General features: G+C 41.0%; 22 protein-coding genes. 19 read left to right on the top strand and 3 right to left on the bottom strand.

What is annotated here, in order from left to right:
- The first annotated feature begins 376 nt into the window (after positions 1-376).
- The 6 genes from BZG42_RS08235 to BZG42_RS08215 all read left to right on the top strand — a co-directional run bounded on the left by BZG42_RS08235 (position 377) and on the right by BZG42_RS08215 (position 6,572).
- Entirely contained in the window at positions 377-2,080 is a 1,704-nt protein-coding gene (locus BZG42_RS08235) for an acetolactate synthase large subunit (RefSeq protein WP_155973874.1), read from the top strand.
- Positions 2,073-2,327 carry an acetolactate synthase small subunit gene (gene ilvN, locus BZG42_RS08230; RefSeq protein WP_029751313.1) on the top strand — a complete coding sequence of 85 codons (255 nt, stop codon included), beginning with the start codon at positions 2,073-2,075 and terminating at the stop codon, positions 2,325-2,327. Before BZG42_RS08235 ends, ilvN begins: the two co-directional genes overlap by 8 nt.
- 360 nt (positions 2,328-2,687) lie before the next feature.
- Entirely contained in the window at positions 2,688-3,710 is a 1,023-nt protein-coding gene (ilvC, locus tag BZG42_RS08225) for a ketol-acid reductoisomerase (protein ID WP_024531865.1), read from the top strand.
- 407 nt (positions 3,711-4,117) lie between these two features.
- Positions 4,118-5,368 (top strand): threonine ammonia-lyase IlvA, encoded by a 1,251-nt coding sequence (ilvA, locus tag BZG42_RS09975; RefSeq protein ID WP_155995774.1) that lies wholly within the window; start codon positions 4,118-4,120, stop codon positions 5,366-5,368.
- 9 nt (positions 5,369-5,377) lie between these two features.
- Positions 5,378-6,277: an SPFH domain-containing protein gene (locus BZG42_RS09970; protein WP_024531867.1), complete on the top strand. Its 900-nt coding sequence runs from the start codon at positions 5,378-5,380 to the stop codon at positions 6,275-6,277.
- Positions 6,278-6,362: 85 nt separating this feature from the next.
- Positions 6,363-6,572, top strand: coding sequence for a capsule biosynthesis transcriptional regulator (locus BZG42_RS08215; RefSeq protein WP_024531868.1), 210 nt, complete (start codon positions 6,363-6,365; stop codon positions 6,570-6,572).
- 248 nt (positions 6,573-6,820) lie between these two features.
- On the opposite strand, the gene BZG42_RS08210 is transcribed toward BZG42_RS08215, so the two are convergent.
- On the bottom strand, positions 6,821-7,564 hold the full coding sequence (locus BZG42_RS08210; protein ID WP_024531869.1) for an amino acid ABC transporter ATP-binding protein: 744 nt from the start codon (positions 7,562-7,564) through the stop codon (positions 6,821-6,823).
- Positions 7,557-9,119 (bottom strand): ABC transporter substrate-binding protein/permease, encoded by a 1,563-nt coding sequence (locus BZG42_RS08205; protein ID WP_155995776.1) that lies wholly within the window; start codon positions 9,117-9,119, stop codon positions 7,557-7,559. Before BZG42_RS08205 ends, BZG42_RS08210 begins: the two co-directional genes overlap by 8 nt.
- A gap of 131 nt (positions 9,120-9,250) precedes the next feature.
- Between BZG42_RS08205 and BZG42_RS08200 the strand changes: the two genes are divergently transcribed.
- The 9 genes from BZG42_RS08200 to sufB all read left to right on the top strand — a co-directional run bounded on the left by BZG42_RS08200 (position 9,251) and on the right by sufB (position 18,145).
- The gene (locus tag BZG42_RS08200; RefSeq protein ID WP_155972136.1) at positions 9,251-10,087 is read left to right on the top strand and encodes an undecaprenyl-diphosphate phosphatase; all 837 of its coding nucleotides are present in this window, start codon (positions 9,251-9,253) and stop codon (positions 10,085-10,087) included.
- Positions 10,088-10,297: 210 nt separating this feature from the next.
- Positions 10,298-11,020 carry an adaptor protein MecA gene (mecA, locus tag BZG42_RS08195; protein ID WP_024531872.1) on the top strand — a complete coding sequence of 241 codons (723 nt, stop codon included), beginning with the start codon at positions 10,298-10,300 and terminating at the stop codon, positions 11,018-11,020.
- Positions 11,017-12,177: a glycosyltransferase family 4 protein gene (locus BZG42_RS08190; RefSeq protein ID WP_120172178.1), complete on the top strand. Its 1,161-nt coding sequence runs from the start codon at positions 11,017-11,019 to the stop codon at positions 12,175-12,177. The genes mecA and BZG42_RS08190 overlap by 4 nt, the downstream gene beginning before the upstream one ends.
- A 92-nt stretch (positions 12,178-12,269) precedes the next feature.
- A complete protein-coding gene (sufC, locus tag BZG42_RS08185; RefSeq protein WP_024531874.1) occupies positions 12,270-13,043 on the top strand; it encodes a Fe-S cluster assembly ATPase SufC in 774 nt (257 codons plus the stop codon).
- 16 nt (positions 13,044-13,059) lie between these two features.
- Positions 13,060-14,322 (top strand): Fe-S cluster assembly protein SufD, encoded by a 1,263-nt coding sequence (gene sufD, locus BZG42_RS08180; protein WP_155964976.1) that lies wholly within the window; start codon positions 13,060-13,062, stop codon positions 14,320-14,322.
- Positions 14,323-14,350: 28 nt separating this feature from the next.
- Positions 14,351-14,893: a GNAT family N-acetyltransferase gene (locus BZG42_RS08175; RefSeq protein WP_227984809.1), complete on the top strand. Its 543-nt coding sequence runs from the start codon at positions 14,351-14,353 to the stop codon at positions 14,891-14,893.
- Between the two features lie 15 nt (positions 14,894-14,908).
- Positions 14,909-16,129 (top strand): cysteine desulfurase, encoded by a 1,221-nt coding sequence (locus BZG42_RS08170; protein ID WP_155995778.1) that lies wholly within the window; start codon positions 14,909-14,911, stop codon positions 16,127-16,129.
- On the top strand, positions 16,116-16,556 hold the full coding sequence (gene sufU / locus BZG42_RS08165; protein ID WP_120172171.1) for a Fe-S cluster assembly sulfur transfer protein SufU: 441 nt from the start codon (positions 16,116-16,118) through the stop codon (positions 16,554-16,556). Before BZG42_RS08170 ends, sufU begins: the two co-directional genes overlap by 14 nt.
- A 173-nt stretch (positions 16,557-16,729) precedes the next feature.
- Positions 16,730-18,145 (top strand): Fe-S cluster assembly protein SufB, encoded by a 1,416-nt coding sequence (gene sufB, locus BZG42_RS08160; protein WP_120172170.1) that lies wholly within the window; start codon positions 16,730-16,732, stop codon positions 18,143-18,145.
- Positions 18,146-18,378: 233 nt separating this feature from the next.
- Here sufB and pbp3 read toward each other — a convergent pair whose 3' ends face one another.
- Positions 18,379-19,620, bottom strand: a complete 1,242-nt coding sequence (gene pbp3, locus BZG42_RS08155; RefSeq protein ID WP_155995780.1) for a D-alanyl-D-alanine carboxypeptidase PBP3 — start codon at positions 19,618-19,620, stop codon at positions 18,379-18,381.
- Between the two features lie 210 nt (positions 19,621-19,830).
- On the opposite strand from pbp3, the gene BZG42_RS08150 reads away from it, so the two are divergent.
- From BZG42_RS08150 to opp4B, 4 genes are all read left to right on the top strand, one after another.
- On the top strand, positions 19,831-21,618 hold the full coding sequence (locus BZG42_RS08150) for an oligopeptide ABC transporter substrate-binding protein (protein ID WP_155995782.1): 1,788 nt from the start codon (positions 19,831-19,833) through the stop codon (positions 21,616-21,618).
- A 384-nt stretch (positions 21,619-22,002) separates the two neighbouring features.
- Entirely contained in the window at positions 22,003-23,001 is a 999-nt protein-coding gene (locus BZG42_RS08145; protein ID WP_024531881.1) for an ABC transporter ATP-binding protein, read from the top strand.
- Positions 22,970-23,947, top strand: a complete 978-nt coding sequence (locus BZG42_RS08140; RefSeq protein ID WP_050579600.1) for an ATP-binding cassette domain-containing protein — start codon at positions 22,970-22,972, stop codon at positions 23,945-23,947. Before BZG42_RS08145 ends, BZG42_RS08140 begins: the two co-directional genes overlap by 32 nt.
- A 1-nt stretch (position 23,948) precedes the next feature.
- Entirely contained in the window at positions 23,949-24,905 is a 957-nt protein-coding gene (gene opp4B / locus BZG42_RS08135; RefSeq protein WP_024531883.1) for an oligopeptide ABC transporter permease, read from the top strand.
- Positions 24,906-24,911: the final 6 nt, after the last annotated feature.

The following is a 24,911-nucleotide window of genomic DNA, read 5'->3' as shown; positions in this document are numbered from 1 at the left end:
CTTCCTATCTTATTTTAATTATTATACCATAGTTATTAGTCAGTGGTTCAGGAATTTAATGAATAATTGGAAATTTCTGAATTTTTAAGACCCTAACTGAGAAAAAAAGAGGATTGAAAATATCCTACTTTTGCTTATAGCTAGTTAAATGGGCTTGTGAATGCTGCTGTTTTACGAAATAAAAGGGCTGACAAAAAATGAGGTCAGAAGGTTTGTAGCAGTAGCTAGATGACAGAATTCCGCAAATTATCGGACGTAATCAGTTTGGCATTATTTTTGTATTAAACAAAAGTAGGAATTTTCAGAAAATTCCTTGACATTCTATTTCCTTGTGCTATGATAATAGGTAATATACTTGCGGAGAGGAGGAAAAAGCGTGCAAGAAATTCAGTTAGATCAACCACGTTCGGGATCCTATCTATTGCTAGATACCCTACACCGTTTAGGAGTTGACCTTGTTTTCGGCTATCCTGGTGGGGCGGTTTTACCCTTGTATGATGCGATTTATCAGTATGAGGGTATCCAGCATATTTTAGCACGTCATGAGCAAGGAGCTGTTCATGAGGCAGAAGGCTACGCCAAATCGTCAGGAAAGGTGGGGGTGGCGATTGTGACATCTGGCCCAGGAGCTACCAATGCTATCACAGGAATTGTAGATGCTATGGGAGATAGCGTGCCACTTTTGGTTTTTACTGGTCAAGTAGCAACTAGAGGTATTGGCAAAGATACCTTTCAAGAAGCTGATGTTTTGGGGATGACCATGCCGATTACCAAATACAACTACCAAATTCGTGATGCAGCAGATATTCCTAGAATTGTAACAGAAGCTTTACATATTGCAACAACGGGTCGTCCAGGACCGGTTGTTATTGATGTTCCAAAAGATATTCAGGAAAAGGTAGTTGAATTTTATCACGATCCCAGTCTCCATTTACCGAGTTATCAGCCTATTATTGAACCAGATGATGTACAGGTCAAAAAGATTTTGCAACAATTGAGCAGGGCAAAAAAGCCAGTTATCTTAGCTGGTGGTGGTGTCAACTATGCGGATGCTGGTAGAGAATTAGTAGCTTTTGCCGAACGCTACCAGATTCCTGTCGTATCAACGTTACTCGGTTTAGGCGCTATACCAATTGAGCACGACTTGTCCCTAGCTATGGGAGGTATGCACGGTTCTTATGCTGCCAATATGGCTATGGATGAAGCTGACTATCTCATCAATGTTGGTGCTCGTTTTGATGATCGATTGACGGGAAATCCCGCTACCTATGCACCAAATGCAACGATAGCCCATATTGATATTGATCCGTCCGAGATTGGCAAGATTGTTGAGACAGCTATTCCAGTGGTTGGAGATGCTAAGGCAACTTTAACAGCGCTGTTAAAGCTAGAACCGGTCAAAACGAACCATGCTACTTGGACAAGACAAGTGTTGGAAAACAAGCGCCGAGCGCCATTTGGATACGATGAGGATTCAACTTATATCAAGCCGCAGGCAGCGATTGAGCTGGTTGGTCAACTGACTGATGGGGATGCGATCATTGTTACGGATGTTGGGCAACATCAAATGTGGACAGCTCAATTTTATCCTTACAAACACATTCGTCAGTTGGTAACTTCTGGCGGTATGGGAACAATGGGCTTTGGTATCCCGGCGGCTATCGGGGCAAAATTAGCCAATCCGGATAAAGAAGTTATCGTTTTTGTTGGTGATGGGGGTTTTCAAATGACCAATCAGGAGTTGGCTCTTCTAAATGGATATGGTGTTCCCATTAAAATTATCCTGATGAATAATCACTCGTTAGGGATGGTCCGCCAATGGCAGGAATCATTCTATGAGAATCGTCGTAGCCAGTCTGTCTTTAATGATGAACCGAATTTTCAACTTTTAGCTGAAGCTTATGGTATCAGTCATTATCATTTAAAAAATCCAGCTACTTTGGCAGAAGATATAAAAGTCATCTTAGAAGATAGACCCATGCTGATAGAAGTTCACATTTCCAATCGTGAGCACGTTCAACCGATGGTTCCGGCTGGCAAGAGTAATGCAGAAATGTTGGGGGTGAAGTTCAATGCGTAGGACCTTAACAGCAACACTACGAAATGCCCCAGGTGTTCTGAACCGCTTTACCGGTGTTTTGTCTCGTCGTCAAATCAATATTGAATCACTTTGCGTTGGACTGACTGAGGTGGAGGATTTAGCGCAAGTAACTGTCATTGTGGACATGGCTAGTTATGATGAAGTGAAACAAGTGATGAAGCAATTTGATCGCCTGATTGATGTGGTTTGTATCTGTGATTCAACAGACCAGTCATATTTTGAGTAATATCCCTTCAGTAAAATAGATGAAGCAGTATTCATTCAGTTTTTCCGTATCAGGGGGGAGATGCTGCTCTTTGTTCTATTGGTTTTAGAATAATAGAAAACGAAGACAAAGTAGAAGTACTTCTTTATCTGTTTCATCCTGCGATACAAAGGAAGTTACGAAAACCAGAGCAAGCGGTTTTTACCATGATTGGTACTCTTTGAGATCGGTCTTATGTTAGGTTGACCCGATAATTTTTGATCAACTTTATCTCTTGTATGACCGAACGAAGTTCTGTATGCCTCTGCCTATTTTGGGGCAGTTGGGGTTGAACAGTCTGAGTATCACAATAGTAGTAATGATTTAGAAAAGAGAAAATGTATGACAGTAGTAATGCAATATGAAAAAGATGTAACAGTAGCAGCTCTTGATGGCAGACGTATCGCCGTAATCGGTTATGGTTCGCAAGGTCATGCTCATGCTCAAAACCTGCGTGATTCAGGTCACGATGTTATCATCGGTGTTCGTGCAGGGAAGTCGTTTGATAAAGCAAAAGAAGATGGATTTGAGACCTTTGATGTAGCAGTGGCTGCTAAACAAGCTGATGTTATCATGATTCTGGCACCGGACGAAATTCAAGCAGATCTTTATGCGCATGAAATCGCACCACACTTGCAAGCAGGTAATGCCCTTGGCTTTGCTCACGGCTTTAATATTCATTTTGGATATATTAAGGTTCCAGCCGATGTAGATGTCTTCATGTGTGCACCCAAAGGACCAGGTCACTTGGTTCGTCGTACTTTTGAGGAAGGTTTTGGCGTTCCAGCTCTTTACGCAGTTTACCAAGATGCGACTGGCAATGCCAAGCATATTGCGATGGATTGGGCCAAAGGTGTCGGTGCAGCTCGTGTAGGTCTTTTGGAAACGACCTTCAAGGAGGAAACAGAAGAAGACTTATTCGGTGAGCAAGCAGTTCTTTGTGGGGGGTTAACAGCCCTTATGCAAGCAGGTTTTGAGGTGCTCACAGAAGCAGGCTATGCTCCAGAATTGGCTTACTTTGAAGTGTTGCACGAAATGAAGCTTATCGTTGACCTCATTTATGAAGGAGGATTCAAGAAAATGCGCCAATCTATCTCAAACACTGCTGAGTTTGGGGATTACCTATCCGGTCCGCGTATCATTACGGATCAAGTGAAGAAAAATATGAAGGCTGTCCTTGCAGACATCCAGTCAGGGAAGTTTGCCAGTGAATTTGTCAGCGACTATAAAGCAGGTCGTCCACGTATGGAAATCTATCGTAAAGAGGCAGAAAATCTCGAAATTGAAAAAGTTGGCGCAGAACTCCGTAAAGCTATGCCGTTTGTCAGTCCCGATGATGATGCCTCGTTTAAAATCTATAGCTAAAAAGGTTTGATGGGATTTTTGTTGAGAATTTCTGGAAGGTCAAATCAATAGATTTTGGAACCAAGACTGCAAGAATAGGGACACTGCATATTTTTGTTTCCTACTCGTCAACTTTTTTAAACGACTGAAGTCGTCATCAGAAAGGAAAGAGGCTGGATTTTTTAGATTGCAAGTAGGTTTAAAGCAGGCATCAGATTGAAGAGGTCCTATTTTGCTAGTCAAAAGAGTGAACAAAAGAGTTGGTTTGACCAACTTTTTAAACTCACTTATTGACAAAATAAATCAACCGGCAATAGGAAATTCGTTTTTTCCCATACCTATCACAATTATTTAACATAACTATCTAAATACTAGGATTTTCTGGGAAATATTGGTATAATAAAAAATAGAAAGAATTTAATGTGAGTATGATTACAGCAAAAAATGTAGAGCAAGCTTATTCGGTTCTTAAGCAAGTGGTTGTTCGGACTCCTTTGGATTATAGTCGCTATTTGTCAGAAAAATACGATGCTACTATTTACATCAAGCGTGAAAATGAACAGAAGGTTCGTTCTTTCAAAATTCGTGGAGCCTATTATGCTATTTCGCAACGAACGGATGAAGAAAAAGTACGAGGTGTCGTTTGTGCTTCTGCAGGAAATCATGCCCAAGGAGTTGCCTACACTTGTCAAGAGATGAAAATTCCTGCTACTATTTTTATGCCGATTACAACCCCTCAGCAGAAGGTTGGACAGGTAAAATTTTTCGGTGGTGACTATGTTGATATTCGTCTTGTTGGTGACACCTTTGATGAGTCTACTCAGGCAGCGCAAGAATACACCAAAGAAAGCGGAAAAACCTTCATCGATCCTTTTGATGATGAGAATGTACAGGCTGGGCAAGGTACGGTCGCCTATGAAATCTTAGATGAAGCCGAAGAGCAGAGTATTAGCTTTGATCAAATCCTAGTCCCTGTTGGTGGTGGTGGATTGATTTCGGGAGTCTCTGTCTATCTCAAGGAACACGCTCCTGCGATAAAGATTATCGGTGTAGAGGCGAGCGGGGCTCGTTCTATGAAGGCTGCTTTTGATAAAGGGCGTCCAGTTAAGTTGGCGACAATTGATAAATTTGCGGACGGTATTGCTGTCCAGAAAGTCGGAAAATCAACCTATGAAATTGCTCGTAGATGTGTAGACAAGCTCATTGGTGTGAATGAAGGCTGGATTTCCGGTACAATTCTGGACCTCTATTCTAAACTAGGGATTGTTGCAGAACCGGCAGGAGCAGCGACCATTGCCGCACTAGACGTCATCAAGGATCAAATCAAGGGGCAAACGATTTGTTGCATTATTTCGGGTGGGAATAATGATATTAACCGCATGCCGGAGATGGAAGAACGAGCTCTCATTTACGAAGGAATTAAACACTATTTTGTTGTCAACTTCCCACAACGCCCAGGCGCCCTTCGCGAGTTTGTGAATGATATTTTAGGTCCAAACGATGATATTACCCGCTTTGAATATATCAAACGTGCCAATAAAGGGACAGGTCCGGTCCTGATAGGGATTGCTCTGGAGAATAAAGCTGACTACACTCAGTTTATCGAACGGTTGGAAGAATTTGATCCGCAGTACATCAATTTACATGAAAATGATTCGCTTTATAAAATGTTAGTTTAGGAGGCTGTTATGTCAATTAATTTATTTATTATTGGTTTTATCTTACTTGTTATGTTTATTGCCTTGGTGTTGCTAGTCTCAGGGCTTTATGTTGTTAAGCAACAGACGGTTGCGATTATTGAGCGATTTGGTAAATATCAGAAAACATCTACTTCGGGTATCAACTTTAAAATTCCGTTCGGTGTAGATATGATTGCGGCTCGTATCCAATTGCGTATGTTACAGAGTGAAATTGTAGTTGAGACCAAGACACAGGATAATGTTTTTGTAACCATGAATGTCGCTACACAGTATCGAGTAAATGAAAACAATGTGACGGATGCTTACTACAAACTCATGCATCCAGAAGCACAGATCAAGTCTTATATCGAAGATGCTTTGCGTTCATCTGTTCCTAAATTGACTTTGGATGAACTGTTTGAGAAAAAAGATGAAATTGCCCTTGAAGTACAAAAACAAGTAGCAGAAGAAATGTCAACCTACGGTTATGTTATTGTTAAAACCTTGATTACCAAGGTTGAGCCAGATGCCGAGGTGAAGCAATCAATGAACGAAATCAATGCAGCTCAGCGGAAACGGGTTGCAGCCCAAGAATTGGCAGAAGCTGATAAAATTAAGATTGTTACTGCCGCAGAAGCAGAGGCTGAAAAAGATCGTCTGCACGGTGTGGGTATAGCCCAACAACGTAAGGCGATTGTTGATGGGCTAGCAGATTCAATTCGTGAGTTGAAAGACTCGAACATCAGCCTATCAGAAGCACAGATTATGTCCATTTTGCTGACTAACCAGTATTTGGATACCCTAAATAATTTTGCACAAGGGGGTAATCAGACTATTTTCCTTCCTGCTAGCCCAGAAGGAGTTGAGGATATAAGGACACAGATACTATCGTCTCTAAAAGCAAAATAATGGTGGAAGCTAAATCTTTTGCTTGACAAAATAGGTTTGCTTATATTATACTAAATTGCACGAATAAAAAGGAAAGGGGTTTCTAATGACTAGTTATGAAAAAGTAGCCGCAGTTGTCGGCTGGGTTCGTGACAAGAAGATCACAGGTTACCGCATCAGTAAGGAAACAAACGCTCGCGAAATGTCAGTTATCGCACTTGCACAAGGTCGTGCTAAGATTGATAACATTTCGTTTGCTACTGCTTTGGGGTTGATTGACTTTTACGATAAAAACCACAAGAAGTTTGAAAGCTAATCTGAATGGCTTTGTTTGGATATGTAGTGATGGAGAGAGATTCGGTTGGGTTTCTCTCTTTTTGGGTTACAATGTAAAAAATGAGTCTGGGACAAAAAGATTTTGAGTTTAGGAATCCTGCATCATCTATTATTATTATTCAATAAAATTGCATATATAAAAACGAACAAAGACTAGATTTCTTTTTTGAAATCAATCTTTGTTCGTTTTTTAAGTACAGAATCAGACTTTTCCAATGTCAATTATTTTTATCCGAGAAAACGTTGAAGGAATTCACGTGTCCGCTCCTCTTGTGGGTTTTCAAAGATTTGCTGTGGGCTTCCTTCTTCTGCTATGACACCTTTATCCATGAAGATAACACGATCAGATACATCCCGAGCAAATTCCATTTCATGGGTAACGATAATCATAGTTAGACCTGATTTAGCTAAGTCCTGCATGGTTTTGAGAACTTCTCCGACCATCTCTGGGTCTAGGGCAGAAGTTGGCTCATCAAAGAGGATTACCTCTGGATTGACAGATAAGGCACGAGCAATGGCAACACGTTGCTTTTGTCCACCTGATAACTGGCTTGGTTTAGCAGTCCAATACTGCTCTGTCATGCCGACCTTGTTGAGATTTTCTTTGGCAATTTTTTCCGCTTCAGCTCGATCACGTTTTAAAACAGTGGTCTGTGCTACGATGGCATTTTCTAAAACATTAAGGTTATTAAAAAGATTAAACGACTGGAAAACCATACCCAGCTTTTCGCGATAGGTTGTCAGATTGTAGCCTTTGGCAAGAACGTCTTGGTTGTGGTAGAGAATCTGCCCTTCAGTTGGAATTTCCAATAGGTTAATAGAGCGAAGGAAAGTTGATTTTCCTGAACCGGATGAACCGATAATAGAGATGACTTCCCCCTGTTTAACCGTGACGGAAATACCTTTGAGGACTTGATTCTGCCCATAGGATTTTTTGAGGTTTTTGATTTCTAAGATGACAGGATTAGTCATGGAGCACCTCCGTTTGCATTTGGTTGGCACCTGTTGTGTAAGTATCAGTGTCCAAACGTTTTTCAATGGCACGTAGGATACGAGTTACAGTAAAGGTTAAAATAAAGTAAATAATAGCGATAACTGTGAAGGTTTGGAAGTACTGATAGGTCTGAGTTGCGACAGTATTTCCTGAGAAGTAGAGTTCGACAACTGAAATGACGTTCAATACAGAAGTATCTTTGATATTGATGACAAATTCATTACCAGTTGCTGGCAAGATGTTGCGGATTACCTGAGGAAGAACGATTTTACGCATGGTTTGGTTGTGGGTAAATCCAAGAGCCGTTGCCGCTTCAAATTGTCCCTTGTCAACAGCAAAGATGCCTCCACGAACAATCTCGCTCATATAAGCACCGGTATTGATGGATACGATGAAGATGGCTGCTAGAGTGCGGTCAAGGTTTAGACCGAAGGCTTGGGCAGTACCATAGTAGATAACCATAGATTGTACAATCATTGGGGTACCGCGGAAAATTTCGATATAAATATTGATTATCCAGCCCAACAGCTTTTGACCAACAGCTAGGGCTTTATTGGTTGCCTTTGGAGCAGTGCGGAAAATACCGATTAACAGTCCAATTACTGTTCCGACAATGGTACCGATAATTGAAATGAGGAGCGTCATTCCTGTACCACGAAGAAGTTGTTGCCAGTTATTGACGATGATGTTCCAAACCTGAGAGAAAAAGCTAGGTGTTTCTTCGCTGGCTTCTTCAACTGGTTGGTTTTCAATCATATTGTCCATGAGAGAAATTTGATCGTTTTCTGATAGTGTGGTCAGTACTTCATTGACCTGAGTGATGCGAGTATCTTCTTTGCGCATGCCAACTGCAATGGTTACATCCTCGGCCTTGGTTTTAAAGCCTTCAGTAAGTTCAATCATTTTGAATGCTTTATTGGCAGCTTCTGCGGTACGTCCTTCTGGACGCTCGGAAACATAGGCATCAATGATACCGGATTCCAAGGCTTGACGGATTTGAGAAAAATCTCCCATGGCAGTTTGCTTATTTGCTCCCTTGATTTGGTTAATCAAATCATAGAGATAGACTCCCTGTTGGGCAGTGATTTTGGCACCTGCAAAGTCAGTCAAGCTTGTTGCACTTGCGTACTGACTATCTGAGCGTACTACCAATGTGGGAGTGGAAGTGTAGTAGCTATTTGAAAAAGCAATTTCCTTTTTGCGTTCTTCGGTTGGACTCATGCCAGCGATAATCATATCAATTTTTTTAGATGTAAGAGCTGGAACCAATCCTTCCCATTTAGTCTTGACGATTAGTAATTTTTTGTCCATTGCTTGAGCAATTTTTTGGGCAACTTGGACATCGTATCCATTGGCGAATTGATTGGTGCCTTCAATGGGAGCCGCACCATTACTGGCATCCTCTTGGGTCCAGTTGAAAGGAGCATAGGCTGCTTCCATACCGACTCGAAGGTATTCATCTGCTTTAACCTCTGTTACCATAGAAAAAACAGTAATGAGTGTCAGCAGAAATATGCTGAGTTTATGTTTCATAATTTCTCCTTTTTAATGCTATTACACCATTTTATTAAAAATTCTGACAAATTTCAATATCCTTGCACTATGAGTATGTTATTTTTTTATGATATGATATAATGTAGAGAATTGATGAAAAGGAGCTTTATATGTTGCTAGAGTTATTGAAAGCTATATTTTTAGGGCTTATTGAAGGAATTACAGAGTGGTTACCTGTGTCCTCTACTGGACATTTGATTTTAGTTCAAGAATTTATGAAACTAAATCAAAATAAACAGTTCCTAGAGATGTTTAATATTGTCATTCAGCTGGGAGCTATCTTAGCGGTTATGACAATTTACTTTAGAAAATTAAATCCCTTTCAGCCTGGAAAAACTCAGCGTGAGATTCGATTAACTTGGCAACTATGGGCCAAAGTTGTCATTGCTTGTATTCCGTCAATCTTAATTGCAGTTCCTTTGGATGACTGGTTTGAAGCGAACTTTAATTTTATGGTACCGATTGCCATTGCCTTGATTGTCTATGGTGTCGCTTTCATCTGGATTGAGAATCGCAATAAAGATGTGGAGCCTCAAGTGAAGGACTTGGCGAAAATGAGTTATAAAACAGCCTTGTTGATTGGGTGTTTTCAAGTTTTGAGTATCGTTCCGGGAACGAGTCGATCAGGAGCGACGATTCTAGGAGCTATCATCTTGGGGACTAGTCGGTCGGTGGCAGCTGATTTTACTTTTTTCCTCGGTATTCCAACCATGTTTGGCTACAGTGGTTTGAAGGCTGTTAAGTATTTTTTGGATGGCAATGGACTCAATCTTGAACAGATATTACTCTTATTGGTAGCTAGCGTGACAGCCTATCTTGTATCGCTGATTGTCATTCGCTTCTTGACTGATTTTGTGAAGAAACATGATTTTACTGTTTTTGGTTATTACCGTATTGTTTTGGGGGCTGTCCTATTGGTATACTCCTTTGTTACATTTTTATTTTAAGAGCAGGGTTCCCTGCTTTTCTTTTGTCTTTCGGGGCTGCTTTTAGTATAATGGTGGAAGATATGCTTGAGTATTGAGAATAGTCAGTCATGCTCTATGAAAACCAAGGTGATGTATTATCAACAGTTTTAGATGGCTTTTGCTTCTTAGGCTATTTTGGCTTTTTATTGAGTATAAACTTGAGAACACTGACGATTGAATGAGGTGGTTATGAAAGTAAAACAAATTAGTGATTCTACCTTAAAAATCACTATCAAATTGGATGACTTGGAAGAAAGAGGCATGGAACTTTCTGACTTTCTTATCCCACAGGAGAAGACAGAAGAGTTTTTCTACACAGTTCTGGATGAGCTGGACTTGCCGATGACTTTCCGCGAAAGTGGTATGCTGAGTTTCCGTGTGACACCAAAGCCTGATAGGGTTGACATTTTTGTGACCAAATCTGATTTGGATCAAAATTTGAATTTTGATGAATTTACAGATTTGTCTGACCTTGGTGATGTTGCCAGTATGACTCCAGATGAATTTTTCAAGAGTTTGGAGCAGACGGTTCGTGAGAAGAGTGCCGCAGATGTAGCTGCTGTCCACCATCTAGAAGATATTGAGCAGGCAGAAGAGGATGAGGACGGAGAGCAAGAACGGTATATCTACTATATTTTAGAGTTCAAAAAGATTGAAGAACTGTTTATTTTTGTTGGTACGGTTGACTATTCGATTGAAGAATCGGAACTTTATAAGATGGATGGTTACTATTATCTGACAGTTCTTGTTGATATAGAAAACCGTTCCAAGCAATATCCAGAGCACCTTCTTTCACGTATGTTAGAGTTTTCCAACGATACAAAATTAGCAAGACCTGTCTTGCAAGAACACGGGATGCTCCTCCTCTCCCATGCAGCGATTGAAGAGCTTAGAAAGGTTACAATAGCATGATTCCCTTCGCCCTAAAGTACATAATGGTTATTATTTCGACCATGGTTATCTCAGCGGTTGTAACGCCTTTAGTACGTTTTTTGTCTCTGAGGGTTGGGGCTGTTGATAATCCTAATGTTCGTCGGATTAACACGGCACCTATGCCTTCAGCGGGGGGACTGGCAATCTTTATTGCTTTTACTTTATCGGCTTTATGGTTTTTGCCAGGTATCGTGGCTCATATCAGCTATCATGGAAGCTACTTAAATTATATTTGGCCTCTTGTGGTAGCCTCTAGTATTATTGTTGCGACAGGTTATATTGATGATGTCAGAGAACTAAAGCCTGTTCCTAAGCTGTTAGGGATTGTTGTAGCTGCGGCTCTTATCTGGATTTTTACTGAATTTCGTTTTGATAGTTTTAAGCTCCCTTTCGGTGGTCCCTTGATTCACTTTCCTGTATGGCTATCTTTTGTATTGACAGTCTTATGGATTGTTACTATTACGAATGCTGTGAATTTAATTGATGGACTAGATGGTTTGGTGTCGGGAGTATCTGTTATTTCCTTGACCACGATGGGGATTGTGTCATACTTCTTTTTACACGACAGTAACATTTTTTTGACGCTAACTATTTTTATCTTGGTAGCAGCTATTATTGGTTTTTTGCCTTACAATTACAATCCGGCAATTATTTTTCTAGGTGATACGGGTGCTCTCTTTATTGGATTTATGATTGGGGTTTTATCGCTTCAAGGATTGAAAAATTCTACAGCCGTCGCTGTGGTGACACCGATGATTATTCTGGGAGTGCCGATTACAGATACAGTCGTAGCCATCATTCGTCGGAAATTATCGGGTCAAAAAATCTATGAAGCAGATAAGATGCATTTGCACCATCGCTTGTTATCGCTGGGATTGACCCATAGGGGGACCGTGTTGGTAATCTATGCGATTTCCTTCGTGTTTTCCCTGACTTCACTCTTGCTTAATGTTTCTAGCCGAATTGGAGGAGTTCTTCTTTTGGTAACCATGGGTTTGGGAGTTGAAATTCTCTGCGAATTGATCGGTATTTTTGGAGTCAATCGGATGCCTCTACTCAATCTTTTGCGCTTTATCGGCAATAGCAGTTACCGGCAAGAGAGAGTTGCTAAGTACAAAGAACGCTTCAAAAAGTAGACAAGAACATGGGAATGTTTCTAAACATGATAAGAGCCAGTTGGCTCTTTTTTTGTTATAATATGAAAGGAGAAAATGAAAAGGAGAACAGCATGTCGATATTAGAAATAAAAGACCTTCATGTGGAAATTGAAGGGAAAGAAATTCTTAAAGGAGTCAATTTGACTCTGAAAACCGGTGAAATTGCGGCTATTATGGGACCGAATGGAACGGGAAAATCAACTCTTTCGGCAGCTATCATGGGAAATCCTAGCTACGAGGTAACCCAAGGGGAAGTCCTCTTTGATGGTGTCAATATTTTAGAATTGGAAGTAGATGAGCGCGCTCGTATGGGACTTTTCCTTGCTATGCAGTATCCATCAGAAATTCCTGGAATTACCAATGCGGAGTTTCTTCGTGCAGCCATGAACGCTGGCAAGGAAGATGAAGATAAGATTTCGGTCCGTGACTTCATTACCAAGTTGGATGAAAAAATGGAACTGCTCAATATGAAGGAAGAAATGGCAGAGCGCTATCTCAATGAAGGTTTCTCAGGTGGTGAGAAGAAGCGCAATGAGATTTTACAATTACTCATGCTAGAGCCAACTTTTGCCCTGCTTGATGAGATTGACTCAGGTCTAGATATTGATGCACTAAAAGTTGTGTCTAAGGGAATTAACGCCATGCGTGGTGAAGGCTTTGGAGCGATGATTATCACCCACTACCAACGTCTTCTCAACTACATCACTCCTGATGTTGTCCATGTCATGATGGAAGGCCGTGTGGTGCTTTCAGGTGGGCCAGAATTGGCACAACGTTTGGAAAAAGAAGGCTATGTTCAGGTTGCTGCTGAACTTGGCATTGACTATAAAGAAGATGACATTTAGGTCTTTGGAGGAAGCGATGACCAAAGATAGAATCAAAGAATTTTCACTAGAACAGACAGAGCCAACTTGGTTGACGGATATTCGTCTTAAAGCATTTGACAAAATCGCAGAACTGGATTTTCCAGTTGTTGAACGTGTTAAATTTCACCGTTGGAACTTAGGAGATGGAAGTCTAGCAGTTAACGAAGCAATTGGTGCGGTTCCTGATTTCACTTCTCTTGGAGATAATCCCAAGCTGGTTCAAGTCGGTAGTCAGACTGTTTTGGAACAATTACCAATTGAGCTGGTAGAACAAGGTGTAGTCTTTACAGATTTTGCTTCGGCGATGGATGTGATTCCAGATATTATTGAGAAGTATCTAGGATCTGCGGTTGCCTTTGATGAACACAGACTTTCTGCCTACAATACAGCTTATTTTAATGCAACGGCCGTTCTCTATATTCCAGATAATGTAGAGGTTGAGCAGCCTGTTGAAGCGCTGTTCTATCAAGATAGTACAAGTGCTGTTCCATTTAACAAACGCGTACTGATCATTGCTGGAAAAAATAGTAAGCTAAATTATCTGGAGCGTTTTGAAAGTCTAGGAGATGGTGCTTCTCCAAGTACTGCGAATATCATTGTGGAAGTGATTGCGCAGGCAGGTAGTCAGATAAAATTTGCAGCCATTGATCGACTTGGTAAGCATTTGGATACCTATATGGCGCGTCGTGGTTTGCTGGGCAATGATGCCAGCATTGACTGGGCCTTGGGACTTATGAATCAAGGAAATGTGGTTGCAGATTTTGACAGTGATTTGAAAGGAAACGGTAGCCACGCTAATCTCAAAGTTGTTGCGCTCTCATCTGGTCGTCAGGTGCAAGGTGTTGATACGCGTGTGACGAATTACGGTCACAATTCGGTCGGCCATATCTTGCAACATGGCGTTATTTTAGAGAGTGGTACCCTGACCTTTAACGGAATCGGCCATATTATTCGCGGAGCCAAGGGTGCAGATGCTCAACAGGAAAGTCGTGTGCTTATGCTGTCGGATAAGGCGCGCTCAGATGCTAACCCGATTCTTCTTATTGATGAAAATGAGGTGACAGCGGGTCACGCAGCCTCTATCGGTCAGGTAGATCCAGAGGACATGTATTATCTCATGAGCCGTGGTTTGGATCGGGCAACTGCAGAGCGCCTAGTTATCCGCGGTTTCTTGGGCTCTGTTATTACAGAAATTCCAGTTAAGGAAGTTCGTGACGAACTGGTTGCTGTTATTGAGGAAATATTGACAAAGAGATAGAGCTGCTATTGTAAAAATGGAGAAAATGATGACACGAACGATTTTGACGGTTGATTTGGTTGCTTTGAAAACTGAAGAACACGAAGAGTTTATCAAAGCTAATCAAGAATCCTTTAATTATGGTGCCTTGGAAGAATTTGGTCCAAGACATACCTATTTTGAAGAAGAGGGGCAAGTCATTGCTCGCAATACTATTCTCAGATCGTTGCAGCATGGACAAGCTTATTGGATTATTCTGGATGGACGGCGAGTTGGTGGTCTGATTTTGATGATAGAAGGTGAGCGAGGGGAGTTGGAAACACTCTTTACTACTCCTACCATTCACAGTAAGGGGATTGGTTTTGCAGCCTGGATAGCTGTGGAACAAACCTTCCCGCAGGTTAAGATTTGGGAGACTGTTACTCCTTATTATGACCAACGCAATATTCATTTCTATGTCAATCGCTGTGGCTTTCATGTTGTAGAATACTATAATCGTTTCCATCAAGAGCCGATACCAGGAGAAGAAAACCATAATATGCTTGAACAATTCCCGGAAGGTTTCTTCCGTTTTGAAAAACAGATGCAATAAACAAGAGGAAATAGCATGTTAGAACATTGTAGAGCAGATTTTCCAATTTTAGACCAAGTGATTAACGACGAGCCTCTGGTTTACTTAGATAATGCTGCAACGACCCAAAAACCTCAGCAGGTTCTCTCGGTGCTTGCTGATTACTATCATAACGATAATGCCAATGTCCATCGTGGGGTACACACCCTTTCAGAACGCGCAACAGCTCGTTATGAAGCCGCTCGTCAAACAGTTGCGGATTTTATCAATGCTAAATCTAGTAAGGAAATTTTATTTACAAAAGGAACGACTACCAGTCTTAACTGGGTCGCACATTTTGCTAGAGAAGTTCTCCAGCCAGACGATGAGGTTATTCTCTCGGTTATGGAACATCATTCTAATATTATTCCCTGGCAGCAGGTTTGCAAGCAAACAGGTGCCCAGCTCCGCTATGTTTACCTAAAGGATGGAGAATTGGATATAGATGGTTTGAGGAAACTTTTATCTTCAAAGACCAAGTTTGTATCTCTGACTCATATTTCCAATGTTTTAGGAAGTATTGTTCCTGTTAAGGAAATAGCAGAGCTGGTACATGAAGTTGGAGCCTACTTGGTTGTGGACGGTGCCCAATCAGTACCTCATATCAGTATTGATGTTCAGGACTTAGATGTAGATTTTTTCGCTTTTTCAGGTCACAAAATGTTGGGTCCTACAGGCATCGGAGTTCTCTACGGTAAGGAAGCTATTCTCAACCGCATGTCTCCGATTGAATTTGGCGGTGAGATGATTGATTTTGTCTATGAGCAGTCAGCTACATGGAAAGACCTTCCATGGAAGTTTGAAGCCGGAACCCCTAATATTGCAGGAGCGATCGGTCTGGCTGCGGCTATTGATTACTTAAATGAAATTGGTATGGAGGCCATTCGCTGCCATGAGGAGGCATTGATTGCTTATATTTGGCCCAAGTTACAAGCTATTTCAGGTTTGACGATTTATGGCAGTCAGGATGTGGCTAAGCGGACAGGCTTGATTGCTTTTAACTTGGATAATTTGCATCCGCATGATGTAGCGACAGCCCTAGACTATGAAGGTATTGCTGTACGGGCTGGTCATCATTGCGCTCAACCCTTGCTCAAGTATCTGCAGGTTGCTGCAACTGTCCGCGCTAGCTTCTATTTTTACAATACCCAAGCGGATTGTGATAAGTTGGTTGAGGCTCTCATAAAAACGAAGGAGTTTTTCAATGGCTCTGTCTAAATTAGATTCTCTTTATATGGCGGTTGTTTCAGAACATTCCAAAACTCCTCGTCACCGTGGTAGTTTGACAGGAGTTGAAAAGATAGAACTTCATAATCCAACCTGTGGTGATGTGATTGAATTGTCAGTTCAGATTGAAGAAGGTGTGCTCACAGATATTGCCTTTGATGGCGTTGGTTGTGCTATTTCAACAGCTTCGGCTTCCATGATGACAGAAGTTGTCCTAGGAAAAAATATCCATCAAGTTCTTGAACTTGCAGCAGTATTTTCGCAAATGGTTCAAGGACAGGCCGATGAGCGTCAAAAAGACTTGGGAGATGCGTCGCTTTTGGCTGGAGTTGCCAAATTCCCGCAACGGATCAAATGTGCGACCTTACCTTGGAATGCATTGAAGAAGGCTGTCGAGTGCCAGACAGAAAACAAATAATATGGAAAGGACTGTTCAGCTTACAAAGCTAGCTGAACATGCCCTAAAAGTGAGAAGGAAAAATTGTTTGACAAAGAAGTAAGGTTATCGGAGATGAATCTTCTGGTATGCCGATACATATAGTTATTTCCTATCCTATTCTCACTTTCTTAATGGGCTTTGTATCTTAAATTATGTCAGAAGAAAGAATTGAACCAACCCCGATTGACCTTGGGGAATATAAATTCGGTTTCCACGATGAAAATATTGAGCTGGTAGCTTCGACGGGTAAAGGTTTGAACGAAGAAATCATTCGTGAAATCTCCCGTATTAAAGGCGAGCCAGATTGGATGTTGGAATACCGTCTCAAGTCTTACGAAACTTTTAAAAAAATGCCAATGCAGACTTGGGGAGCAGACCTGTCTGAATTAAATTTTGAGGATATTGTCTACTATCAGAAACCATCAGATAAGCCAGCTCGTAGCTGGGATGATGTACCAGATAAGATTAAGGAAACATTTGAGCGCATTGGTATTCCAGAGGCAGAACGTGCCTATCTAGCTGGTGCCTCTGCTCAATATGAATCCGAAGTTGTTTATCATAATATGAAAGAAGAGTATGACAAGCATGGTATTATTTTCACAGATACCGATACTGCTCTCAAGGAGTATCCAGAACTCTTTAAGAAGTACTTTGGAAAACTTGTTCCTCCATCGGATAATAAATTAGCTGCCCTCAACTCGGCAGTTTGGTCAGGTGGTACCTTTATCTACGTGCCAAAGGGAGTGAAACTGGATATTCCTCTTCAGACTTACTTCCGCATCAATAATGAAGGAACAGGTCAATTTGAGCGAACCCTCATCATTGTGGATGAAGGTGCCAGTGTACATTATGTAGAAGGTTGTACTGCTCCAACATATTCAACAGCCAGTCTTCATGCTGCTATTGTAGAAATCATTGCTCATGAGGGGGCTTACATGCGTTATACGACCATTCAAAACTGGTCAGATAATGTCTATAATCTCGTTACCAAGCGTGCTCGTGCCGAAAAAAATGCTACTGTCGAGTGGATTGATGGAAACCTTGGTGCCAAGACAACTATGAAATACCCTGCGGTTTATTTGGAGGGAGAAGGAGCGCGTGGGACGATGCTTTCTATTGCCTTCGCTAATAAGGGACAGGTCCAAGATACGGGGGCTAAGATGATTCATAATGCTCCGCGGACTTCATCGTCTATTGTATCCAAATCCATTGCCCGTGGTGGTGGGGAAGTAAACTACCGCGGTCAGGTTACCTTTGCCAAAAACTCGGCTAAGTCAATTAGCCATATCGAATGCGATACTATTATTATGGACGGAATCTCCAAATCAGATACCATTCCATTCAATGAAATTCATAATTCACAAGTAGCTTTGGAACACGAAGCTAAGGTGTCAAAAATATCAGAGGAACAACTCTACTATCTCATGAGTCGAGGTTTATCCGAATCAGAAGCAACAGAAATGATCGTTATGGGCTTTGTCGAACCATTCACCAAAGAACTCCCAATGGAATATGCAGTCGAACTTAACAGATTGATTGCCTATGAAATGGAGGGTTCAGTGGGATAGTTTGCTGAGAACTTGAATAGTCTTAAAGCTGTTCAAGACCGTTAAACTATCCACTGAAGTGATAGATAGAGACCGATGGTAGTCGCTCCGCGCTAGAATCTTATTGCTTGACAATCAGTTTTCTTGCACTCGTTGGAGATAGAAGTAGTTGCAAAAAACTTCTAACTGGGTTTTAAAATACATCATTTGTAAATAAAAAATAATGCGTTGGTTCTGTTTCCAACGCATTATTTTTATAATTTTTCGTTGACGTAGCGGACAAAGTGATTCCACCAAGAGATCGGCCAAGAAGCTTCCTTCATATCACCTGGTAATACCATATCTACGCTAGCTTGATCAGCTATATAGCCTTTTCCGATAAGGTCTTGATCTTTCAATTGAAGTTTACCAATCAATGTTCCGGAGGTGAGAGGGGCATCAATTTCTTTTTTATTTGTTGTAAAAGTTGCAGTTACTGCTTTATCCGTTTGGTTTCGTCGGACAACATAGAGGTCTGAAGCTGCTACGACTGGACTGGTTTCTTTTTCTCCATTGAAAACCTTAATCTGACTATTTTCAAAGGCTTCTCCCTTCTTTACAAGAGGGACGATAGAAAAATTGGAGTAAATATAGTTCATAAGATTGTTTGTTGCTACGAAACGATTTTCTGGAGAAGTTAGACCATCAGTAGTGTTTAGTACAACGGTAATAATACGCATACCAGCTTGTTGGGTGGTTGCTAAAAAGCTCGAACCGGCTGAATTGGACGTTCCTGTTTTCAAACCATCAACCCCTTTGCGAGCATGTGTCCCTTGATTGAGCATCTGATTGGTATTGTAATAAGTATGCCCTCCAAAGTCATAGGCGCTAAGTGCACTAATATCAAGGACTTGTGGATAGTCAAGGATCAATCGTCGCGCAATGATGGCCACATCCAAAGCTGAAAACATGTTGACATCTTCTGGACTGGAACCTGGGTAAATATGCCCCCCTAAGTCTTTGTTATCTAAACCAGATACATTGACAATCTTAGTATCTGTGATCCCCCACTCTTTGACCTTTGCTTTCATCTTATCAACAAAGGCGGCTTCGCTTCCTGCTATTTTTTCGGCTAAGGCGATAATGGCACTGTTAGAGGATGTAATCAGCGAAGCATTTAGTAGGTCACGCACAGAATAAGAACGTTCATCCAGATTGACGTTGCTCAGTTCTGAGTTTGCAGTAAGCTGATAAGGATAATCAGAAATGCTTACCGGTGTATCTAAAGTAATTTCGCCTTTTGCCAAGGCTTCATAAACCAGATAAATACTGAGAATCTTAGTGATGGATGCAACGCTTGCTTTAGTTTCTGCATCCTGATCGTAGAGAATCTTTCCACTGCTGACCTCAACAGCGACAGCATGCTTAGCAGCGACAGAAAAATCTTTGGCCAAGATTGGACTGGATCTGATAAAAAAAGTAGCTACTATTATAAATGATAAAAAAATTTTCCGCATAATCATTCCTCTGACTATTATTTACCTTATTATATCACAAGTGATGTAAGAAAAAATTGGAAAAAATATGTAAAAAATAAGAAAATGATGAAAAATTATGTTTTTACAAAATTTTCTGACAAAAAGACTTTATTTAAGAAAATTTTATGGTATAATAGTGGTCATAGACATACTATGATGTGTCAAACAAAAAGGAAACAGAGGTGTTTTATGAAGAAGACAACGAAACTTTTTGCACTTGCTGGTGTGACTCTCCTCTCAGTAGCGGCTCTTTCAGCATGTGGTTCTAAGAAATCGAATACTGCAAAGCAAGATTTGTCATTCCCATCTGAAGTAAAACAAGAGGGAACTGCTGTAGCTGATGCGCAACTGAAAGTGGCTGTGGTCTCAGCTACAACTTCAACGGGTCTTTTGATTGACGAATTGACTTCAAATACCACTGACTCAACATTCGGTGGCATGGTTGATATTTCAATGTTTGGCTATGATGGTGACCGCAAGTTGGATGATTCAGGTCTTGCTAAGGCTGAGTTTGATGTGGAAGGTAAAAAAGTAAAGATTAGCTTGACAGGTAAGGACTACAAGTGGTCTGATGGTCAACCGTTTACTATCAACGACTATATCTTCACCATCAAGGCAATGGCAAGCAAAGATTACACTGGTGTCCGTTTTGATGATAAATTCTTGAACATCGTTGGTATGGAAGACTTTGTTGCCGGAAAAGCTTCTGACATCTCTGGGATCAAGAAAATTGATGATTACACAGTGGAATTGTCTGTGAAGGAAATGTCTCCGTCAATGATGTATGCTGGTGGTAAGTTACCTTCTTACATTCAACCAGAACACATTTATAAAGATATTCCAGTCAAAGACTGGGAGAGCAGCGAGTACTCACGTACAGCTAAGATTGTAGGTATGGGTCCTTGGAAGGTTAAAGAAATCGTTAACGGTGAGTCTATCACATACGTTCCAAATGAGCATTACTTCAAGGGTGCGCCGAAAACAAGCTCATTGAAGATGGATATTGTATCACCTGACACAATCGTTTCTGAGATGAAGGCTGGTAACTACGATATTGCAGACATGCCATCAGATCAGGTGGATTCATATAAGAACTTGTCTAACCTTAATGTTGTTGGAAGACTTGCTTCAAGTTATGAGTATATCTCCTTTAACTTTGGTAAATACGACAGCAATCAGTCTAAGAACGTGATGGACGAAAATGCTAAGATGAATGATGTGAAGCTTCGCCAAGCGATTGCTTATGCAATTGATACGAAGACAGCGGGTGAAAAATTGTACCACGGTCTATACCATCCAGCTAAATCATTGATTATCTCCTTCTTCGGTGATCTTCATGATTCAGAATTGGAAGGCTACACTTACAATCCAGAAAAAGCTAAGAAACTCTTGGATGAAGCTGGTTATAAGGATGTAGACGGAGATGGTATCCGCGAAGGTAAAGATGGTAAACCATTCAAGATTTCGTTCGCAGCTCGTAAGCGTACAGAAGCTAACGAAGCTCTTATGCAGCAGTACCTTGCTTGGTGGAAAGAAGTTGGCTTGAATGTTGAATTGTACACAGGTCGCACAATTGAACCTAACTCGTTCTACGATATGATTGAAGCAAACGATGCAAATATTGATATGTATGCTGCTGGTTGGTCAACAGGATATGATCCAGATCCAACAGGTCTTTGGGGACCAATTGCGAAGTTCAACATGTCACGCTTTGTTTCTGATGAAAATACTAAGTTATTAGAAGCGTTTAGCTCGGCAGACTCATTTGATGAGAAGAAAAACCTTGAAAACTACAAGGCATGGCAAAAATATGCTGCTGAGCAAGCATTTGCTATTCCAACATTCGAGTCAGAGACATTGACAGCTCTCAACAAGCGTGTGAAGAACTATGATAATAAACTTGGTTCAGCGTCAGGCAATGGTCTTGCTTATGAAAATATTGAGCTTCTTGCAGACAAGGGTGAAACTGCGAAATAAAACAATGCAAATAGCATAAACTCTGGAAAAGCCAACTTGTTTGGCTTTTTTCAGATGGCTATTGGAATTTTCAGATAATTGTGGTATAGTAGAACCAGTACACAAAAATGAGCCGTACTCTATGAATATCAAAATGATACTGTGCCGACTAGTTTTGATGAACCTCATCTCTATACTACAGTTTGGTTTTTTTGCCTATTTTGATTTTCATTGGGTATTTAGGAACATTTTTTGCCCGTTGTTAGTCATGATTGGGTGAGGCTTGAGACTCTGAATTCGATTGACAATAGGGTAGGTAGATAACAGTCAGTTTATAAACTTGATAATCGTAAGAGTGTCGAATTGATTGAGCTTGATTGACTGACACATAAAGGAGGAAAAAGCGTGGCTACTGAAAAACCGCTTTTAGACATTAAGGATTTACACGTCGGTTTCCGCATTGGAGATGATTATTTTGATGCAGTTGACGGTGTTGATATTTCATTGCAAAAAAATGAAATCTTGGCAATCGTTGGGGAATCAGGATGTGGTAAATCAACTTTGGCAACGACTATTATGGGCTTGCATAATCCCTTGAACACAAAAATTTCAGGGAGCATCCAGTACAACGATATGGAATTAGTTGGCATGGATGAAGCCAAGTACAATACTGTGCGTGGTAATGATATTGGCATGATTTTCCAGGATCCTTTGGCTTCTTTGAATCCATTGATGACCATTGGTGCGCAGATTGATGAGGCACTTTTTTATCATACAGACTTGGATGTCAATGCTCGGACAGAACGTGTTTTAGAATTGTTGGCACAGGTTGGTATTCCAAATCCCAAGCGGACATTTAAACAGTATCCACATGAACTTTCAGGTGGTATGCGTCAGCGTATTATCATCGCTATGGCTCTTTCCTGTAAACCACCGATTATCATTGCCGATGAGCCGACAACAGCCTTAGATGTAACCATCCAAGCTCAAATTCTGGACCTCTTGAACGATATTCAGGCTGAAACTGGATCTGGTATCATTTTGATTACTCATGACTTGGGTGTTGTGGCGGAAACTGCTGATCGTGTTGCGGTTATGTACGGTGGACAATTTGTTGAAGTAGCTCCAGTTGAAGAGCTCTTTACAAATCCGAAGCATCCGTACACTCGTTCGCTCTTAAAGTCAAATCCACAGGCTGGTAGTGAAGGTGCAGACCTCCATGTTATTGAAGGCATTGTGCCACCGATTACCAAGATGCTCCGTAAGGGCTGTCGTTTTGCGCCGCGTATTCCTTGGATTGGTGCGGAAGCGCATGAAGAAAATCCAAGCATGCATGAAGTAGGACCGGACCATTTCGTTCGTTGTACCTGTCATGAATCATTCTATTTTGAAGGGGAGGCCTAATATAGTGGGATTTATTGAAGTAAAAGATCTAAAAGTCCATTATCCAATTCGTAGCGGCTTCTTTAACCGTGTGACAGATCATGTTTATGCTGTGGATGGTGTCAGCGTTGAATTTGAAGAAGGAAAAACCTATGGTTTGGTGGGGGAGTCCGGCTCTGGTAAGTCGACAATCGGTAAGGCTATTATTGGTCTAGAGCGTGCTACATCCGGTCAAATTATCTACGAAGGACAGGATGTAACCAACAAATCACGTGGGAAAAAAGGAAATTTCAACCGTGATGTTCAAATGATTTTCCAAGATTCTTTATCAAGTTTCAATCCGAAAAAGCGTATTTTAGATATTATCGCTGAGCCGATTCGTAATTTTGATCGTCTTTCTCCAGATGAAGAGAAGAGGAAAGTTCTTCAGCTTCTGGATACAATTGGTTTAAATGAAGAAGCTCTGATTAAGTATCCTCATGAATTTTCAGGTGGTCAGCGTCAGCGTATCGGTGTCGCTCGTGCTCTAGCGAGTAATCCTCGTTTGATTATTGCTGATGAACCAGTTTCAGCCCTAGACTTGTCCGTTCAAGCTCAGGTGTTGAATTACATGAAGCGTATCCAAGATGAGTTCAAACTCAGTTATCTCTTTATTTCCCATGACCTCGGTGTTGTACAACACATGTGTGATGAGCTTTTCATCATGTATCGTGGTCGTTTCGTCGAAACTGGTAATAAGGATGATATTTACGAAAATCCACAACATATCTATACCAAGCGTTTGCTGTCTGCAATTCCAACAATTGATCCAGTCAACCGCTTGAGAAATAAAGAAAAACGCTTGGCTGCTGAAAAAGAGTATCAAGAAAAGCAAGGTCTTTACTATGATGAACGTGGTCGTGTCTATGATTTGAGGGCTTTCTCTGCGACCCATCGAGTAGCCCTTCCAGAAGGAGGTAAGAACTAATATGTGGAAAACAGTATTACGACGATTGCTCATGATGATTCCACAGATTATCATTTTGAGTGTCATTGCTTTCTTCGTTGCCAAATTGATGCCAGGGGATCCATTCACAGGTTTGATTGATCCGTCTATTGATCCGGCTGTTATTGAAAAATTGCGTATTGAAGCAGGCTACTACGATCCAATTCCTGTCCAGTATTTCCGTTGGGTTGGGAATATCTTGCAGGGTGATTTTGGTCAAAGTGTGCTCTTTAAACAGCCTGTTTTAGATGTTATCATGCAGCGTCTAAATAACACCATTTGGTTGTCCCTTTTGACAATGGTTTTAACCTACGCAATTGCCCTTCCATTGGGGATGATTGCGGGACGTTACCAAAACTCTCTAGCAGACAAAATTATTGGTGTATATAACTTCTTGACTTTCTCAACACCAACTTTTGTCTTTGCTATTCTCATGTTGTGGATGTTTGGCTTTAGTTTGGGTTGGTTCCCAACTCGTGGGTCAATTGAGAGTGGTGTTGTAGGTCTATCGGCTGTGCTCAGTCGGCTTCATCACATGATTTTGCCAGCTATTACCATGGCTATTCTGTCTACAACAGTCACGATTCAGTATCTCCGTACAGGAATTATTGATGCTAAGGGGCAAGACTACGTACGTACTGCTCGTGCCAAAGGGGTCCCTGAAAGAGTGGTTTACAACCGTCACATTTTCCGTAACTCTATTTTGCCGATTGCTTCATTCTTGGGTTACGAATTGACAGGTTTGATTGGTGGTTCGATCTTTATTGAAAATATCTTTACCTATCCGGGTGTAGGTCAGTTGTTCTTTAACTCTATTTCTAGTCGTGACTATAGTGTTATCTTGGCCTTGCTTTTGATTTTTGGCTTTGGTACGCTTTTGGGAACATTGATTTCAGATATTATCATGAGTATTGTGGACCCACGTATTCGTGTGAAATAGGAGGAG

Origin of the sequence: Streptococcus sp. DAT741, assembly GCF_009866825.1 — a bacterium.
Taxonomy (GTDB): domain Bacteria; phylum Bacillota; class Bacilli; order Lactobacillales; family Streptococcaceae; genus Streptococcus; species Streptococcus ruminantium.
The sequence above is the reverse complement of the archived record's forward strand: the minus strand, read 5'-3'. Positions and strand labels throughout refer to the sequence as shown.